The sequence below is a fragment of the Ehrlichia canis str. Jake genome, from assembly GCF_000012565.1.
GTDB lineage: Bacteria > Pseudomonadota > Alphaproteobacteria > Rickettsiales > Anaplasmataceae > Ehrlichia > Ehrlichia canis.
This window is the reverse complement of sequence record NC_007354.1, coordinates 395,862-417,012: the sequence shown is the minus strand read 5'-3', so window position 1 is coordinate 417,012 and position 21,151 is coordinate 395,862. Positions and strand designations below refer to the sequence as shown.

The 21,151-nt window shown below is 27.9% G+C and carries 11 protein-coding genes and 1 tRNA gene; 4 read left to right on the top strand and 8 right to left on the bottom strand.

The annotated features are described in order from the left end of the window. Positions 1 to 328 precede the first annotated feature (328 nt). Positions 329 to 1,318 carry a hypothetical protein gene (locus ECAJ_RS01430; RefSeq protein WP_011304396.1) on the top strand — a complete coding sequence of 330 codons (990 nt, stop codon included), beginning with the start codon at positions 329 to 331 and terminating at the stop codon, positions 1,316 to 1,318. An 818-nt stretch (positions 1,319 to 2,136) separates the two neighbouring features. Here ECAJ_RS01430 and dnaA read toward each other — a convergent pair. The 5 genes from dnaA to ECAJ_RS01405 form a co-directional block, all read right to left on the bottom strand. Next, entirely contained in the window at positions 2,137 to 3,531 is a 1,395-nt protein-coding gene (gene dnaA / locus ECAJ_RS01425) for a chromosomal replication initiator protein DnaA (RefSeq protein ID WP_044261957.1), read from the bottom strand. Between the two features lie 287 nt (positions 3,532 to 3,818). Further along, positions 3,819 to 4,661: an enoyl-ACP reductase FabI gene (locus tag ECAJ_RS01420; RefSeq protein ID WP_011304394.1), complete on the bottom strand. Its 843-nt coding sequence runs from the start codon at positions 4,659 to 4,661 to the stop codon at positions 3,819 to 3,821. A gap of 60 nt (positions 4,662 to 4,721) precedes the next feature. Then, positions 4,722 to 4,795 (bottom strand) — tRNA-Asp (locus ECAJ_RS01415). A gap of 1,096 nt (positions 4,796 to 5,891) precedes the next feature. After that, the gene (gene gatB / locus ECAJ_RS01410; protein ID WP_011304393.1) at positions 5,892 to 7,340 is read right to left on the bottom strand and encodes an Asp-tRNA(Asn)/Glu-tRNA(Gln) amidotransferase subunit GatB; all 1,449 of its coding nucleotides are present in this window, start codon (positions 7,338 to 7,340) and stop codon (positions 5,892 to 5,894) included. A 32-nt stretch (positions 7,341 to 7,372) separates the two neighbouring features. Beyond that, a complete protein-coding gene (locus ECAJ_RS01405) occupies positions 7,373 to 8,749 on the bottom strand; it encodes a malonyl-CoA decarboxylase (protein ID WP_011304392.1) in 1,377 nt (458 codons plus the stop codon). Positions 8,750 to 8,899: 150 nt separating this feature from the next. Here ECAJ_RS01405 and ssb point away from each other — a divergent pair, with 150 nt between their 5' ends. Further along, positions 8,900 to 9,373 carry a single-stranded DNA-binding protein gene (gene ssb, locus ECAJ_RS01400; RefSeq protein ID WP_011304391.1) on the top strand — a complete coding sequence of 158 codons (474 nt, stop codon included), beginning with the start codon at positions 8,900 to 8,902 and terminating at the stop codon, positions 9,371 to 9,373. 914 nt (positions 9,374 to 10,287) lie between these two features. Here ssb and ECAJ_RS01395 read toward each other — a convergent pair. The 3 genes from ECAJ_RS01395 to ECAJ_RS01385 form a co-directional block, all read right to left on the bottom strand. Next, positions 10,288 to 11,523: an MFS transporter gene (locus ECAJ_RS01395; RefSeq protein ID WP_011304390.1), complete on the bottom strand. Its 1,236-nt coding sequence runs from the start codon at positions 11,521 to 11,523 to the stop codon at positions 10,288 to 10,290. A gap of 853 nt (positions 11,524 to 12,376) precedes the next feature. Then, complete coding sequence (locus tag ECAJ_RS01390) at positions 12,377 to 13,624, bottom strand: MFS transporter (RefSeq protein ID WP_011304389.1); 1,248 nt, start codon at positions 13,622 to 13,624, stop codon at positions 12,377 to 12,379. Between the two features lie 572 nt (positions 13,625 to 14,196). Continuing rightward, entirely contained in the window at positions 14,197 to 16,932 is a 2,736-nt protein-coding gene (locus tag ECAJ_RS01385) for a PD-(D/E)XK nuclease family protein (protein WP_011304388.1), read from the bottom strand. A 214-nt stretch (positions 16,933 to 17,146) separates the two neighbouring features. Here ECAJ_RS01385 and hemB point away from each other — a divergent pair, with 214 nt between their 5' ends. After that, entirely contained in the window at positions 17,147 to 18,139 is a 993-nt protein-coding gene (gene hemB, locus ECAJ_RS01380; RefSeq protein ID WP_011304387.1) for a porphobilinogen synthase, read from the top strand. Positions 18,140 to 18,526: 387 nt separating this feature from the next. Further along, positions 18,527 to 20,044, top strand: coding sequence for an NAD(+) synthase (gene nadE / locus ECAJ_RS01375; protein WP_011304386.1), 1,518 nt, complete (start codon positions 18,527 to 18,529; stop codon positions 20,042 to 20,044). Positions 20,045 to 21,151: the final 1,107 nt, after the last annotated feature.

Sequence of the window (21,151 nt, the reverse complement as noted above, 5' to 3'; positions counted from 1 at the left end):
TGTTTATTGATCACATAAAGATCTTTATGTATAATTAGACATTATTAATAAGTTTATTTTCCCAAAAATGTGCTACCCCAAGCAAGATTTAAAACCAATAGGTGAGTTAATGTAAATAATTCAAACATATTATTAAAATATACTAAACCAATTTTCAAATGACATAATACACACTATTACTATCAAACTATTAATGAGTATATCTCATAATTTCAAGATATTTCAATTTTAGTAGTATTGTACAAAATACAAACATAACATGTTTATTGATTGCATAAAAATCTTTATGTATAATTATGCATCATCAATAAGTTAATTTTTTAAAAAAATGTTCTATCCCAAACGAGATTTAAAAACAATATATTCCAAGGATAATACATTATCTGCAGAACATCTGCTAGAGCTAATGAATAGCTCAAGTAAAGAATTAAAGGAGTACAGGAGTCAATTGTTAACTGGATACGTAAAAAAAGAAGAAAAAAAATTAACTGATCAGAATAAAACACCTGAAGAAATTCAAAAACATATCTCAAGTCCAGAGTTCTTTTATAAGGCATCATCTTACGCTGATTACAAAGTTAATCATGGGATTGAAATGTTCCTGATTAGCCAAATAGGCAACAAAGTAAAAATATTAAATCAACGCATAAAGTCTCTAGGATATGACAGGCAAAGCATGATACTGCATGGAATGTATAAGATTTCACTACTAACTGAAATTAACAGTATCATAAAAGATATGTCAGATGATGATTTTAAAGAATTGCTTGAAGTAATAATATCTTGTTCACATTTAAAAACAGATCTAACAGAACAACAACAACAGAGCAGACAAGCTGCTGTAGCAGAATATGTTAAGGAAAGCAAAGGCTTTTCAATGGAAAAGGTACGCGAGAAAGCAGAAGAACTTACAGGAATAGATATTGCAAATCCAATAGCATCTCTAAGGAAAAAATTTGGAGCTGATAAACCAGAAGGTAAACAACACATGGTATCCATGGATGAAAAGCTAGTCCAAACAGTAATAAACCCATTTAATTCCTATTATTTTATACTAGGAGCTCTTGCAATTGGGTTGGAAGGGTTTATACCACCACTTGTACCAATATTGCTGATAGCTATTACTGGAAAAAGCTTGTTCTCTCTAGTTACAGAAGATAAAGACAAAGAAGGAAGTGTGCATAGTCCGTTTCAAGAAGGAATAATAAGACAACCAGTTACAGCTGAAGGACAACAAAACTACACTGCAATGTTAGAACGACAAAAAAAGGAAGAAAGTGAACAACAAAGCACATCACCTACTAGCAAAAAATTATAAAACACAAAACTAATAAAAAATTATGGATATTACAACATTAATAACTAAAAAAGAGTAATCAAAAAAACATTGTAACACTATATAATTAAATGAAGAATAACAGAGACATATTCTCATACATCATAACAATATAGACACATATAACTTTTAATAAATCTGAATAATAAAAAGCCTTAATATACTAGGATTGTATAAAACAATATAAACAAAACCAACCAGTATATTACAGTACAATAAGAAGTTATTACAAACCTACACTCATTCAAAAATGAATAATAAAAACTCTTAATACTTTACTAATACATTAAAACAATACAAAAAAGCTAATATAATGATTTCATAAATATTTGAGAAAACTAAATATCAGAAGGTATTAGCAACTTATTCTTATTAAAAACTAGATGTCAAAAATTTTATTAATACATCAGTACAACTAGTAAACCAATAACAATAATCACAGGAAGCACATTACAGAATTACATATCAAAATAATTAAAAATGTATTAGTAACTTACTTTTATTTAAAAAAACAATATTTTAGAAATATTACACAACAGATGATTAAAAAGGTAGTAACAACTTATTATTACTAAAAAATACATAACAAAATAAATTACATTACAACATTAAACTAACAAGTCAAAACAACATGAAACAGTAAGCGTAATCTACTACAAAAGCATTATTAAAAAGAACCAGATAACTTCACAGATCTACAAACTTACCAAGCAACATCAAATCAATACATACCAATATTACAGGAATAGTAGTTACACACAGCAATGCACTCATATTGATTTACAATAAATAAGTACAACTTATCTTAACATTCTAGTCAATAAATTAATGTCATCTCTTAACTTATCATCTGTTTCTATTAGCTTTTCTATTTGTTTAACAGCATGAATTACTGTTGCATGGTCTCTACCACCAAAACTTTTCCCAATTTCTGGTAAACTCTTTTGGGTTAGTTTCTTTGACAAATACATTGCTACTTGTCTAGGACGAGCTAGAGTTCTTAATCTTCTAGTAGAATACATATCTGTCATCTTAATATTAAAGAACTCAGCAACTTTCTTTTGAATACATTCTAATGTCACTGATTTATGATTTGCACGTAATAGATCAGATAAGATATCACTTGCTGAATCCAAAGTAATACTACACCCTACTAGTGAAGAATGTGCAACTACTTTATTAAGTGCACCTTCTAATTCTCTAATGTTAGATTTGATATTTTTTGCTAAAAATTCTAATACTTTATTTGGTATATTAATACCCATCTTTTCAACCTTTAACTGCAATATACCCAACCGCAATTCAAAAGTTGTCTCATTAATATCAGCTACTAATCCCCAACCTAACCTTGATTTTATTCTTTCTTCAACTCCATCTAAATCACTAGGTGATCTATCAGCAGATATGACCAATTGCTTATTTTGATCTATTAATGCATTAAAAGTATGAAAAAACTCTTCTTGAGTACTGTCTTTACCACTAATAAATTGAACATCATCAACCATCAAAATATCAACAGAACGAAATTGTTCCTTAAATAGCATTATATCCTTACTCCTCAACGCTGTAACATACTGATACATAAACTTCTCTGCTGAAAGATAAGCTATTTTTCTTTTTGAAGAAGATTTTATAATATACCAAGCAATAGCATGCATTAAATGAGTCTTTCCAAGACCAACACCACCATATAGAAATAAAGGATTACTTCCAGATATTGGATCATTAGACTCTGCTACTCTTCTCGCAGCAGCAAAAGCAAGTTCATTTGGCTTCCCCACTACAAAATTATCAAAAGTAAATCTGGGATCCAATGGAGAACTTAAATGATCATAATTATTCCTTATTTCATTACCTTGTTGATCTTTGACATTAACTATTAAATTAGTATCCTGATTATTCACAACACAAATGTCTACAGAACAAACACTTTTGTCCTCGTCTTGCCAGTATTTTAAAATTTGATCTAAGTAATGTACTAATATCCATTCTTTTATGAATCTAGTAGGCGCAGATAGCAAAACCTTACCCCCCTCATTATTAACATATACTAATACACTTAACCAACTATCATATATGGCATTACCATAAAACTTATGTAATTTACTTTGAATATCTTTCCAAATTACACGATTATCGGATTGAAGCCCTTCTTTCATACAATCCCCTAAAAGCACAGTATTACTATCATTCATATAGCCAATCCAAAACTACAATCATAACTTGAAAAATCATAAATCCCATTAGTACAACAATTACTGAGAGTTATGATCCCTTGTATTATACAATAGAAAAATAAACTCATCTATCAATTTCCAAAAAGACACTAAAACCTTATATTAAATATAGCAATATACAACCAAAAATAAACTTATAAAACAAATAATACAATATAACTCTAGAAAAATAGAAGAATAACAAATAAAAAACCTAGTTAGATACAAATATCATAATTTCATAATATTATAATACTGTACCTACTTTATTTTGCCTCAACATAATTAATATCAGGAGCATCTATTGCTTTCATACCTATAGCATGATATCCACTATCAACATACAAAATTTCTCCTGTTGTACCTTTACCTAAATCACTCAATAAATAAAGTGCTGCTCCACCTACATCTTCTATTGTAGTATTACGTCTTAACGGTGCATTATATTTATTCCACGTTAGTATATAATGAAAATCACCTATTCCAGAAGATGCCAAAGTTCTTACTGGCCCAGCAGAAATAGCATTAACCCTAATATTCTGAGAACCTAGATCAACAGCTAGATACTTTACACTTGCCTCTAAAGCTGCTTTACATACCCCCATAACATTATAGTGAGGCATAACTTTCTGCGCACCATAATAAGATAACGTTAAGATACTACCGCCATTACGCATCATCTTTTCTACTTTCTTAGCAAGATAAGTAAGCGAATAACATGATATATGCATAGACGTCAAAAAATTATCTAATGATGTATCAATATACCTACCTTTTAGCTCATTTTTATCAGAAAACGCAACAGCATGTACTAAGAAATCTATGTTTTCCCACTTATCATTCAACTGCTCAAACATAGTATCCACAGAATCTTCTTTAGATACATCACATTGCAAGACTAACTTTACACCTATAGATTCTACTAAAGGATCTATTCTTTTCTTGAAAACATCAGATAAATAAGTTACTGCTATATCTGCTCCATGCATAGCTAAAGTTTTAGCAATACCCCACGCTAAAGACTTATCATTAGCAATCCCAATGATTAATCCTTTTTTCCCTTTCATTATATCACTAGCAAGCACCAATATCTCCTTATTTCTAGACATTCCCTTACAATACTACAAAACCAACAAGTTACAAAATTATAATAAAAAATTTCCAAGACGCGGGAGTGACGAGACTCGAACTCGCGGCCTCAAGCGTGACAGGCTTGCGCTCTAACCAACTGAGCTACACCCCCGATATGTAAGATCTACAATGCTAATCAGCATAAGAGAAGTTGTCAATAAGGTTTTAATCTTTTATTTAATTAATAATTTTATACACAAGTTTTAATAACACAATTTAATAATTCTTTCAATTAAACAATATAAAAACACTAAAAAAGTTTTCAAGTTTACATTACTTTAAATTTACAGTAATTCCTATACTTTTAATATATTCTACTAAAAAACTTTACCATATCCAATCAGTATTCCTTTATTGAGAAATCATTAAGTTTATAGCATCAATTTAAATCAATTATATTTAGCCAATAAAGAATATTTTTTAATTTTCAATAATACTTAGCTACCTGCCATTTCAGATACAAAACAAATCTTGTAATGAAATCACAAATTGAACTTCAGCTATTAACTAAATTCAACAAAAATTAATCTTACTCAGCTCACATATAAAATCTCATTATCTAAGCTCATAACAATATAATACTTTAATATATTAAATTAAATAACTTACATAACATTATGATAAGTTAGCATTATTAGACTAACACACAAATTCAGCAATTAATTTTATTTCACAAGTAAAGTAATTCTACCAATTTCAGTTATATAAAACAGATTGTCTGAAATTGATAATAACCAACCATAAATTTATCAAAATATCTTACTCATAATAAAAAGCATATTGCAAAATGAACTTCAATGATTAAATTTTTCTATATATATAAATCTATTATACAATATACCTAATAATACAAACATTCAAAACTCTACATTATCAAATGTTGAAACACATACACCGTTGTTATTTCCTAATCAAAACCATAACACACATAATCAATTCAATATTATAATAAATTTAGTAACAAACACCACACATTAAACAATAGTAGATAAATTTATTACAACTTACTTTAATACAAAACATTTAAAGTATTAAACCACTGAATATTTAAGTAGACATATTGTTATTATTTTACTTATCTTAAAATCATCATATAAAAACAATGAATTTAACAACACAAATTAGTAGGAATAATGACGAGGAATTAAAGAACAAATTTTCTTATACCAAAACAAATTTTTTAAACAACAATAACAGCTTACTATCAACTACTTACTTTCTAATTGTTGTTTGATAATAGAATTTACCATTTCAGGATTTGCTTTACCTTGTGTTTCTTTCATTACCTGCCCTACAAAATATCCAAACAATTTTTCCTTGCCTTGTTTATATTCTTCAACCTTACTTGCATTATCTTTCAAAATCTTTTCTACAACCACATACAATACATCTGCATCATCTACTTGTTTTAATCCATGCTCACTAACTATTAATGCAGGGAGCTTACCTGATTCAAACATCATATCAAATACTTGCTTTGCTATCTTCCCAGAAATAGTATTATCAACTATTAAATCAAGTAATTGTATTAAATGCTCAGCTTTTACTGAAGATTCATCAATAGTAATTCCAAGCTTATTTAATCTACCAAAAAGCTCACCTATTATCCAAGATGCTGCAAGTCTAGCATCATGCTTTTCTACAACTTTTTCAAAATACATAGCAACATCTTTATCGGAAGATAAAATATCTGCATCAGATTTATTTAGATTAAAATCATTAATATAACGGTCTCTTTTTTGCAAAGGTAATTCTGGTAACAAAGATTTTACATGATCTATATATTGGTCATCAATTTTTACTGGGAACAAATCAGGATCTGGAAAATATCTATAATCATGAGCATCTTCTTTAGTTCTAATGACTCTCGTTTGTCCTAATGAAACATCAAACAATAATGTATTTTGAGTAAATATTTCATTATTTTCCAAAATATTGACCTGTTTATTTGCCTCATACTCTATTGCCTGCATAACATAACGAATAGAATTTAGATTTTTTATTTCAGACCTTACTCCAAGTTCATTGCTACCAAAAGGCCTTACTGAAACATTTGCATCACAACGAAAAGAACCCTTTTCCATATCCCCATCACATGTACCTATAAAACGTAATATCATACGCAATTTCTTTAGATATTCTGCAACTTCCTCAACAGATCTTAAATCAGGTTCTGATACTATTTCCATTAATGCAACACCTGCCCTATTGAAATCTATATAAGTCTGACTAAATTCATGTATACTTTTTCCAGCATCTTGTTCAAGATGAATCCTTGCAATACGAACTTCCTTAGCATTATGATCTTCTAAAACAACTTTACCTTCTGTAGCTATCGGGTAATAAAACTGCGTTATTTGATAACCAGCAGGCAAATCAGGATAAAAATAATTTTTTCTATCAAATGCTGAATATTTACTAATTTTACAAGATAAAGCAATCCCAGTTTTTACAGCTTGGTAAATACAGTACTCATTAAGTACAGGCAACATACCTGGCATCGCTACATCAAAAAGTGACACTTGTGTATTAGGGGGAGCATCATAAGTTTTTGCTGAAGCACCAGAAAATAACTTAGAATTAGAAATAACTTGTGCATGAACCTCCAGTCCTATCACTACTTCCCAATCACATTTATTTCCTTTAATAACTCTCATAAAAACATATCATTTAAATAAAACATATTAAATCAACGCTTTAATAGTGACAATACTTCTTTTGAACAATTAATCTCTTTATTAATGACATAGTTTTCATAATTATCATCTATTTTAGATAATTCATAATGATAATTTACCATAATACCCATTGAACTACTCAAACCCTTTTCAGAAATATCAGCCATCCAGTTTAATTGCTTGATAATCGCACCATTACTTAAATGAAAATGTGCTACTGGATCTAATGCTCTATCAACACTTTTAGCTTTTACTAAATAATAAGCACATAATTTTAGAAACAAACTTTTAATATCCTGAGTCAAATCAGCATACTGCTTATTATTCACATATGATATTATATCATCAATAGATATATTAACTTTAAGATCATTTAGTAATTCAAGATTATCTGGTAAAGTTTTTGTAAGCCATCTAACAAACCCAGGTATCGGAGAAAGAGTTGCATAAATTTTAATATGTTGAAACTCTTCTGACAATTTATTAACAACACGTTTTATTAAAAAGTTACCTAAGCTTATTCCAGAAAGCCCTCTCTGTGTATTTGAAATAGAATAAAAAATAGCAACTTTTGCATTCTTCGGATCTTTAGGTGGAACATGAGAATCTAATAACATTTGTATACTAGTAGCCATTTCATCAACAAGAGCTACCTCCACAAAAATTAAAGGTTCAACTGACATTTTATAGTGGAAAAAAGCAAAGCATCTCCGATCTGAATCTAATCTATCTCGTAAGTCATCCCATGAAGAAATTGCATGAACTGCTTCATATAAAATCAACTTTTCCAATAAAGAAGCAGGGGAATCCCATGTAATTTGATGCAAATCCAGAAGTCCAACATCAAACCAAGTAGATAATATATGCCTTAAATCTTTTTCTAGAGAAAAAAACAATTGACATTTATCCTTCAAGCGCATTACATCAGCTCTCATGTCAACAATAAACTTTAAACCATCAGGTAATGAAATAAATTGTTTAAGTATATGAAATCTGGGAGATTCCAAAACTGTCATCAATTCAAATTCACATTTTCTTTTCTTATTTTCATCTGTCTCACGTATATAATCACCTATCTTTTCATCTATCGCAATTCTATCAGCACTAAATTTTCCTTCTAACAATTTAAAAAACGCTATTTTACCAACATCAGATAAGTTCAAATATAAATTACCAAGAGATATAGTATTATACCTTGCTTTAATTTCCCCACCCTTTGGATTAACACATTCTTTCATTTTCTCATAAAGATTGCTAATATCTTGATCCCTGGTTAAATCCTTATTAATACTACCAACCCAAGAAAATATTGCATCAGCCATTTCACCCATGACTTTAAAAACACTGTTTATTGTTTTGCTCCTTATTACCGGTAATGAATTATCCATTGTGAACCACAATCAAAAAGTAAATACTCTAGATAACACCATTCTGTACCATTAGTCTATTTTTTTAGCAATATTAATAACAAAATTATTGACTGATTTGTTAATAAAATACGATAATAATGCTTGTTAATTCATTATGAAAATACAACTATGTCCACTATCGGCGTAAATAAAGTAATTTTAATAGGCAATCTAGGCAAAGACCCAGATATTAGAGTAATGCAAAATGGGAAAGAAATGGCAAGTTTTTCCATTGCAACATCAGAAAGCTGGGTAGACAAGACATCTGGTATACGTACAGAAAAAACAGAATGGCATAATATAGTAGTATTTAATGAAGGTTTAGTCAAAATTATAAAAAACTGTGTACGTAAAGGCAGCAAGATCTATATAGAAGGATCATTAAGAACAAGAAAATGGACAGACCAAAATAACGTAGATCGCTATACAACAGAAGTAATTCTACAAGGATTTAACTCAGCATTGTATATGTTAGATGCTAAAAATAATACTATGGATAATAATGCTATACCCAATGAGTATTCTACAGAAAGCTTTAGCAAAGAAAATTTTCAAGATAGCAGTTGTGATGACATAATTATTGACGACGAAATACCATTTTAGTAACAATACAAGTTATTTATCACTATATTATATAATTCTCTTAGTTTACCCATTTGAGAAAATTTTATTGCATTTCAATATAAATAAAAACATTAGTTTACAGTGTAGTTACTGTTAAAAAATAACATCTCACATTATCAGTAACGTATGAACTTTCAAATACATGGTATATTACTACGTTATATTAAACATTGTATTGCCAACTTTTCTCAAGCAGTTATTATTAAAATACTAAGTATAACAAATATATGAAAGGTACAGTTATTATAAGACAATACTATTTCAGTATCAAAATCTCATATATCAGATATTTTAATTTACACTAACCTCTGTCATACAAAAACTGCATTACAATATTAACTGTTACCATAGAATATTATAAATCATACGCATATTATTAATTATGCACTCATCATACTAAGCAACACATTCCATAATTTATAAATTCACTGTATAAAAGAACTACCACAATATCCCAAAAATATTATAATTAATGCTACTTTAGTTCCCAAATTACTACTTCATACATCAACACTCAATTTTCTACTAAAATTACTGCTATAAAAATTATTACATAATCAATTCTTTTAAGAGTACAGCACAGTTGAGTTGTTGTTCCTAATATACATTAAGCCTCAATATTTAATAATCAACAACACAATCATAGAATTCTACCCTGTCACAAATAACATAAATAAGGCTTACACACTTCTAATACACTTAATATAATTAATAAAAAAATCTTGAAATCTCAATACTATACAGGGTACTACTATCACCTAAAAATAAAATGATATAACACTAATCACAAAATACTACAACATTGGTAAATACATTATAAATAATTACATAAAAAATATAATCAAAAAGTCTACTAAATATTCTTAAATCACATAAATTTTAATCAATATAAATTATTTAAACGTACTCTCATATTTAATAACATTCTTATCTTTCTTGAGACAATAAAAACCATATAAAGAAAATAATGCATAAAGATCCATGCAAAATACAGTAGATAAACCTAACTGCGACAACCATAAGAAAATCATTGGAGTTAACATACCAAAACACCCTATTCCAATACTAAAAGCAACTGAATAACCAGTTTGTCTAACATTTGCTGGAAACAATAGCATAAGTATAGCACTAAGAGGTGTAGAAGCCATACCCAAAGACAATGCTGTCAAAAAATAAGTAAAAATAGATTCACCAAAAAACCATATAAGAGGAGATATAATGACAATAAAAAATATATTTGCACTGAACACAACAGTTGTAGTTTTATACACTCTACATATAAGAGAAATTAGATAACCTGATAAAACTATTGTTAAAATCAACAAAGAATATATCAGCACATTAACTTTGCTTTGCACTTCCAAAAATACAAAAAAAGTGTAAAACAAAGCATTACAAAAAGGCACAAAAATGCATACCATTATAAAAGGATACTTATAATTCAATATTATATCTACAATAGGTACTTTTGAAATTTTATTTTTATTATTATAATACAAATACTCTCTACTTTCCTCTATAGAATTACGCAAAAAAGGCAATGAAAAAGACATTAATAATCCCACAATAAATGGAATTCTCCACCCCCAAGAATAAAATTGATATTCAGGAATCAAGTTATTACATAGTTTAAAAATATAACATCCAACTGCACCACCAAATATTCCTACAATAAAATGACTATACATTGCATAAATAATATTACGAGTATTTTTTGCATTTTCTACCATCAAAACTACAGCACCTATTTCCCCAGCAAAAGATAATCCCTGCAACACACGAAATACTATCAACAAAATAGGAGATAATACACCTATAGTTTCAAAAAGTGGTAAAAAAGCTATACCACCTACAGATATAATAAGCAAAGTTGCAGAACTAAATAAAGCAGTTTTTCTACCATACTTATCACCAATGTAGCCAAATAATAATGATCCAAAAGGTCTCACAAAAAAAGCCATTCCAAATGACATAAGTGATAACACCATAGCAAAATCTTCAGTGATATGTGCAAAAAACATTTTACTAAACATTCTGCTAAAATTTCCATAGATCAAAAAATCATAACATTCTACGAACGCACATATAAGTATTGATAATATAGGCTTAACACTAGAACGCGTTGACATATATGCGACTCATTAAATACTGATTTCATCATAACTATAATCATCGGTTATTAATGTCAATCAAAATCAAGTAACTAAATAATCCACCCAGATTCCTCACAATCTATACAACACTACACACTACTTAAATAAGACAATATACTATAAAATACCAAACTATACTTATAACTAACAAAAATTTATTGTACTACTAACTCCTACGTACATTTACAATACATAACCAATATTTACCTCAAAACACAATCAACTGCTTATCATATTGCTTAATTACTTGAATCTACTTTTGAAACTTACAACAACATAAATTACATTTCAATAATAAATTGTTACTTTTATAACACACTCAATTTCAAAACCTACACTATCAATATTTACTTAACAATACAGTCACCTATTAATCACCTGTCCACTTGGTCAACAACAATCAAGATTATTACTATATTTACAACTCATTTTACAAACACATTATTTTTTAAAACATTCATAATTCAAAAATTTATATTATCCAAGAATCACTTTAAAAAGATAATTGCCCATAAATTAAACATTACATTACTAATAACCAAAATTATGTTTGCAGATTACTTACTGAAAATAGAAAAACATGATTTGTAATATTATTATGGCAAACATATTATTTTCTAGAACGCATACAGATTAATATTTAAACAAATAGCAAAACTCTCTTGCAAATATTCCTACCAAAACTTATTATTTTTTTTAAACATGCATTAATCAAAATCTATACACTAACTAGGCAATTACCTTAAAAATACCTGCCACCAACCACATATAACTTACACTACTAACTATAAAGTAATCATCAAAGCTAACATCTAATAAGCAATGCAATTCATGCATACATTACTTGTTCACACTTCTTGGCATTATGTTGTTTTAAACACAAAATACCAACTAAAGATAATAGTGCACAGCAATCTAAATAAATTATAGGAGAGATACTTGACTGAGTAATTTCACTTAACCATAAGCATACTGCAGGAGTAGCGCCACCAAACACCGCAACTGCAATACTATAACACATTGAGAATCCAGTTTGTCTTATACTAACTGGCAATAAAAACACTAACATAGATAATAAAGGAGTTGCGTACAAACCTAATATAACTGCTAAGATAAAATAACTAATTACAGAATTAAGACCTAAGAAACATACAGCAGGAGATACACATGTAATAAATACAACTTGAATGATAAATACCACATTTTCAGGCTTGTATATTTGAAAAAGAAGAAAAGATATAAAGCCTGATGCTAACATTGTTAATATCAATAAACAGTAACCCATTATACTTAATTGTTGTTGTACATCTAAAAATACAAAAAACATATAAAACAATGCATTAGCAGCTCCTATTAAGCTAAATGTAATAATACAAATTTTTTTGTAACGTAATACTATATCTAAAATGGGAACTTTAGAAACTTTTTTACCAGATGTATAATCTAAATACTGCCTACTTTCCTCAATAGAATGACGTAAAAAAGGTAATATTATAGACATAATTAACCCTATAATAAATGGTATTCTCCAGCCCCAAGAATAAAATTGTACTTCTGGAATAAAGTTATAACATAACTTAAAAATGAAAGACCCAGTTGCACCGCCAATTATTGCCAATGCAAAATGTAAACTTAATAGTGCAGGAACTTTATTTTTACTTACACTTTCTGCTATCAAAACAATAGCACCCACTTCTCCTCCAAAAGACAAACCTTGTAAAGTACGCAACAATACCAATAAAATAGGTGCTAACACACCTATAGAATCAACAGTAGGTAAAAATGCAATACCTCCAACTGATAGAATAAGCATAGAAGCAGAAACAAATAAAGAAACTTTCCTTCCATATTTATCTCCAATATATCCAAATAACAATGATCCAATAGGCCTAACAAAAAAAGCTATTGCAAATATAGCAAATGATAATATTAGTGACAGACTTTCATTATTAATTTGAGAAAAAAATATCTGACTAAATATACGTCCAAAATTTCCGTATACTAAAAAATCATAACACTCTATAAAAGCACATAAAAGCAAAGAAAAAATCGCTTTCTTATTAAGACTATGTGACATTTTAGATACCAAAACTATAAAAAAGAACTAAAAAGTTACTGTTATTTACTTTTCATGTCAATAATTATTTAACATGAGAAATACTTAATCAATTTTAACGATATATCTATTGCCATATCGTTTATACACTTCAATATAATATGATTAATATACTCTTTGCCAATAAAACACACATTTATATAAATAATGATGATAATATGTAACACATTGCATAAATAAAAAAATATTTTTAAATAATGTAAGAACTTCACTAATTCTTATCTTCACCATTTTACAGACATACAGTACATCTTTCGGAATTTAAAATATAAAACATCACTTCAACTAGTAACTTGATATCATTTACATTACTTAATACATTTTTATAATATATTTCTACTTCATGACAGTTACTTTATTTTTTATATCATACTACTCAAATAATTTAATATATCCTTTAACTTATACAATTCTACATGATAAGTAATTTAATAATGTATCACTTTTTACATTAAAAACTATAAGTTATTCAGTAAAGTACATAAAATATATAAAGTTTTAACAATTTTATATATTCATGAGAGGTTAATACATTAGACAAAATACATCCATTCCTTAATACGAGTTAAAAGATCATAATCAGTATATCTAGACATATCACAAGATGCAGTAAATGGTTTCATGAAAGTAACATAATTTAATATTAGCTGTTCCAAATCAATCTCCAATTGCTTCATAAGTTCAACATAATTATCTATAGAAATTATTTTCATATCTTCTGAACTCATCTTCCAGTACATTAACCCTGATATATCCTTTTTTAGACTTTGTTTTACCGTTAATGCTTGTATTATCATTTGTAAGGAAATGCCGTAATTAATATCTGACTGCGAAGGGATCATACCTGTCTTATAATCAATAATAACAACACTACCATCTCGCAAACACTCTACTCTATCACATTTAGACACTACTTTTATATTACTATTGATTTTCCAAGAAAAAAAACGCTCTGTCATAATTTCATCAATATAGTGATCCCTTTCTAAATTCATTTCAAAAAATTGCTCAGCTATCTTTTGAAATTTAGGCCATAAAATAGTTTCAACCTGAGGAAAGTTTTTATATTTATCCAACAACTCCGATACAGCAATTTCTACTAAATCCTTACATTGACACTTACTCTTATTATTTAATAAATATTTATGTAAAATGTTATGCACAATAATTCCGAAATCACGCATAGAAAATTTTTCATTAATACCTCTACACGGTAAAATATTCAAAATACTGCTCAAATAAAACACATAAGGATTCTTTACTAAAGTTTCCAAAGCAGTTGATGATAAGATATTAAATGCACCTAATCTTTTATCAAGCTCTGGATTAGGGTTGGGTCTCAAATATACCAAATTTTTTACATCATCAAACAAAGACTTATCTTGTGTTCTCAAATGCATCGCACATTTCAAATCTTCTATATCATAAAGCTCACCTAGAATTTTTAACCGCCTAACCCATACAGATTCCTCATTTATTTTACCAAAGCTTTTCAAAGATTGAGTAATATAAATTTTATCTGCATAAAAAAAGCTATGTAATAAATATGCGAAATAACCTCTCTCTTTTTGAATAGAAGGCAATCCTAATTTAGCACGTATCCACCCGTTTAATAGTGTATTAAACGAATTTACACCATAATTTATTTCATTAAATCCAGCAAAAATTACGACTTTTTTCTTAGACAAGTTGAGACAAGATAATTTATAATTTTCTGAAAAAAAATTACTACGCAAAATTGATAATAAGATCTCATAGTATAAATCTATCCCATATATTTTTATGCCATTACATGAGTTCTTTAAACTATTAAAAAACTCTTCAATTTTATTACTATCATTGAGACTAACTACAGTATTACCTTTTAATAAATTATTCATGCAGGTAATATGAGCTTTAACTATAGAAGATATTTTTTCATATCTTACATTAACTAAAGGAAGCATAATACTTGTTATTTTTTCCCAAAAAAATAACAAATCTGGAACATGTTCTTTTATATTACTTTCAATACTAGCAAAATCACAGCTAGAATAACACCTTATAACTTTTAATTCAAAATCTGATACTAAAGCTTCATAATCTTCCTTAACATATTCTAAAGTAACAAAAGGGTGCTTAAGTAATGATAATAAAGATATAGGATTCCAATTACTTATTGCAACTTCTAATATATATAATACGAAAGATAATATCAGGTAACTATTGTCTGATTTATCTAATAAATTTTGAGAATCTAAGATAGAATTTATTCTTTTACTCAACAATAAATTATTTGTAAATATAGTAAGATCATTACAAGAATTTTCTTTAACCAGAGTAGACACAATCTGTGCTTCGTCTTCATCTGAAACGCAAGTTATCAATTTAACACGATTATAATCATCATAATTTTGAATTTCATTCCTATGATATGCTTCTAAAAATAAATTAAAATTAAATACACTATTTACAAATATAGAACTACTTGGACTACCTAAAAAAATGATATCATCTCTATTAATCATCAAAACATCTAACACATTCTTTATGCAATACTGATAATGGCATTCATCTAATAACTCCCACTCACTTTGACAAATAGTCATATCCACATAAGGAAGTATAATTTTAGTATTAGATAATTTATATAGTGCTTGAATAAAGTTGATAAAAAACTCATCAAATGCCATTCCAGCAAAAATGACAGTACTATTTAATGACTCTTTCTCCAAATACTCAATTAAACTATTTATATATAAACTCCTATGTTCTAATATATCTAGTACTCCTTCTTCTTTTAAAACCTCTCTCCATTTCTTAGATAACCTAAAAAGAAATTTCGCTGTCTTTTGACAATGTACTGGTAAATCACAATCAAATAGATTCTCTAAATTTGACAACTCTATACAATGTACATTTATCTCATTCAACAATGTAGCCAGCTCATAACTCATAGTTAATGGGTAATCTTCATCATTTTCAGAGTTCCATAATTTTATGAATTCCATCAATAATAAAAGCTTTCTTATCGGACTCATAATTTTTATAGAGCCATGATTACCTACTAATAAATCTTGGTCTATATCTGCTAATGACATAATTTTTATTTTACCAAAAACAGTGTCAGAAAAGTAAAGTTTTAATTCATTACATAACAATTCAACATCTTCTTGATTAGGAACTATAATTATTACATTAGAAAAAGTATCATTAAAAACATCAAATACAAACTTTGCCACTACAGTTAAAAATGATTCTGCAGGATATACTGAAAAAACTTTTCTCATTGAAATACGCTATACAAAAAAATTACAACATTATAAAAAAAGTGACAAATCTTATATCAAATTAATTGCACATAACACTACAAATTTGCTAAAATATTTCAAACTACCATTAGTAAACAAATATTCCAATCCTTATCTATTTTTAAAAATTTGTTGATACTTATTTATCAAAAGATTAAATAAATATACATATACTACACAATAAGTTGAACATATGCAATTTCCTAGCACTAGATTAAGACGCAAACGCTTGAATGGATGGCTACGTAATTTAGTAAGAGAAACCAGCCTATCAATCAATGATCTAATATTACCACTTTTTGTACATGACAGAGACGGAATATCAGAACCTATAAAACAATTACCAGACATAAAGAGATATTCAATTACCGAATTATTAAATGTAGTTGAGCAAGCTGCAAATTTAGGGATAAATGCTATAGCACTGTTTCCAGTAGTAGAAAAACATCTAAAATCTGAAAATGCAGAAGAAGCATTTAATCCAGAAAATTTAATGTATAGGGCAATAAGTGAAATCAAAAAATACATACCAAACATTGGTATAATAGCTGATGTTGCACTAGATCCTTATACGAGCTCAGGTCATGATGGCATTGTAGTCAATGATAAAATTGACAATGATTTAACCATAAAAGCATTATGTAAGCAGGCTTTAGTATTAGCAGCTGCAGGTTGTGATATTGTAGCACCATCAGACATGATGGATGGAAGAATTAAAGAAATTAGGAATGTTCTAGATAACTGCACTTTTCAGGATGTATGTATATTATCTTATTCTGTAAAATATTGTTCTAGCTTTTATAAACCATTTCGTGAAGCTGTAGGATCTGTTTCAAGATCACAAACAATAGATAAAAGTACATATCAACTAGATATTTCAAACATAAATGAAGCAATACTTGAAGTACAAATGGACATTGATGAAAGTGCAGACATTGTGATGATAAAACCAGGCATGCCATATTTAGATGTAATTAAGTGTATTAGTAGTAGGTACCAAACACCAGTGTTCGCATATCAAGTAAGTGGTGAATATGCAATGATTAAAGCTGCATCACAACATCACCTATTAGATTACGATCTAGCTATTTATGAGTCCTTATTAGGTTTCAAACGTGCAGGAGCAAAAAGCATCATTACATATGCTGCATTAGATATAGCAAATATGCTTAAAAATAGGATTTAGTATATAATTATCTGTTAGCTTGAATTGCAATCGTTAATTATTCAGAATGTAGCATCAATTAATAGATACACTTCTTATAATCTTTAATACTTAAAAGTATTATGGTTTACATCTATTAGATCATGATCTAGCTATTTATGAGTCTTTATTAGGTTTCAAACTTACAGTAGCAAAAAGCATCATTACATATGCTGCTGTAGCAAATACTTTTAAGAACAGTGTCAGCATATAATTGTTATGTTAGTTTAAACATATAACTGTTAATTGTTCAGCATGTAGTATAAATTAATAGATACACTGCTCATAAGTTTTAATATTAAAAAAGTATAATAGCACACATTACATTAATATGATAAACATTAGTCAATGAGTGAATAAAATAATACTATGTACTACCCATCAATCTTTATTGCACAATTAAATTACAACCCTGAAAATATTGATTATAACTATGATAAAATTACAAAACTATACACAGAATCGGTAAAGAAAGCGGCAGATTTAGCTATATTTGCAAGATATTCAATACCAGGATATATACAAAAAATACCATATTTATCTAAAGATTTCTTCAATCAATGCGACCACGCAATTAATAAACTAGCATTACAAACTTATAATAAGAATACAGCAATAATTATTGGAAGTATCAAACAACAAAATAACAAAATTTTTGAAATAATTTATTTAATAAAAAACGGCAAAATTGAAGCATTGATAGAATTTTCAACAGAATACCAGTTTTCTGATATTGCAGCTACATTTACAATTAATAAAATAAACGTATCACTATTACCTATATCGAAAATACCAACATTACCTTCCTACACTAAAGACACATTATTGTTAATAATGGATAACACACCATATACACAAGAGACAAATTCAAGAGATAACATGATTTCAAAACTCACATGTGACAAATATGCAGTATACATCAATCAAGTAGGAGGATATAACAACCGAGTCTTTCATGGAAAGTCATTCTTTACTTTCAATGGTCAGTACAATTTCTTAAATATGTGGCAAGAAGATAGTAATATTTACAGCATAGATTTTGCGAAACAAACTCACTATATGACAACATGTGACAATATTGAGTCAGATTATCAAGCACTGATGTTAGCATTAAGAGACTATGTTTATAAAAATTCTATGGCAAGTATTATTATAGGACTATCTGGAGGTATAGATTCTGCACTTGTAGCTTCAATTGCAGCTGATGCACTTGGACCAAAAAACGTACACTCGTTTATGTTACCAACAAAATATACATCTCAAACTAGTATAACTGATTCTCAAGAATGTGCTAAGAGATTAGAGATTTCATATGATATATTACCAATAGAAAAGATATTTCAAAATTCACTAGCAGTTTTACAAAACACTTTTGCAAATACTGAAGAAGATGTCACAGAAGAAAATTTACAAGCTAGAATTAGGGGTATAATATTAATGGCGCTAAGCAATAAGTTCAAATTTATGCTATTATCAACAGGTAACAAATCAGAGATATTTGTTGGGTATGCAACATTATACGGAGATATGTGTGGAGGTTTTGCTCCAATAAAAGATATATACAAAACCAAAGTATATGAACTCAGTAAATGGAGGAACAAAAATATACCAAAAAACAGTTTATGTCAGAAAATAGATGTGATTCCATCTCAAATCATAGAGAAACATCCATCTGCTGAACTATGCTATAATCAAAAAGATCAAGATACCTTACCGGATTACACAACATTAGATTCAGTACTTACATTACTTATTGACAAAAACTATTCTGTAGAAGATGTCATTAAAAAAGGATACAATTTTCAAGATGTTAACTACATAGTACATTTAATAAAAAAATCTCAATTCAAAAGAGAACAAGCTCCTACTGGACCACTTATCAACTGATAAAAAATTTATCTATCAACTAGTAAGCAAAAGTTAACTAAATATACATGAATCTAAGTAAGTCTTACAAAGTAATATGAATACTCACTGCAATTAAATAATGCACTCATACTAACAAATAGAATATATACCTAATAGCGCAAATATTGATAAGTAAACTATATAATTTTTATACTACTATTTTATTACATTTAAACAGGTCATATCAATTTTAGAATAAGCATTAGTACAACATGAATTAAAATAACACACCTATTAATACTTTTAAGCTTTTATAATGAGCTTCGTATTTTATACAACTTTTTTTCAGCATTCTTAAGACAATCTGCTATATATGTATCAAAAATTAAGTATAAATATTACTTTCTATATAATCTTCTCATACACACTTTTAAAATAAACAATCACTTGTATCTGTTAAAAGTAAACAGTAATACAAAAATAACACATTTACTAATGAATAACACACCTCTGCCAACTCAATACTTCAAAATGTTATTAGCAAATTACAGATTTTTTACGTCATTCAACATAAAATCTATTATCTTAATTTGTATCAAAAAAATCAGCATCAACTCAAAATATAAAACCAACTAAATAGTATCTTACCAATTAACAATTCAAGGTATTGACAAGTAACAAACTACAACTACACACTCTCAAATAATGATGCTGGCTCAGTCATAGAAAAATATGCAACAGCAAGACTATTGGTATAGAAATTGTACTATTATATTTATCATATCTTTTTCTTATCATGACATATGTAAGATAATTACTTGTATTTAATGAAAACAAGCAGTAGATAATATGTATATTAGTAACTGAATGACTTCACTCAATACTCAAAGTGCTTATGTAAAGACAAATTTTTTATCTTACCTTTTCTATACACACACAAAATAGCTAAGCATTTGTATCAACACGCATAAGCAGTAGTGATAGCAAATATAAGAAATGATCTATTACAGCCATTGAATAATATTCAACCAATCCAAGACATAAGTATTTATAACTCAGTAAATTACAGATTTCCTATACAATTATTTTATATACATTTTAAATATAACATACCTTATTTACTTAATCATTCACTAAGCATTACAA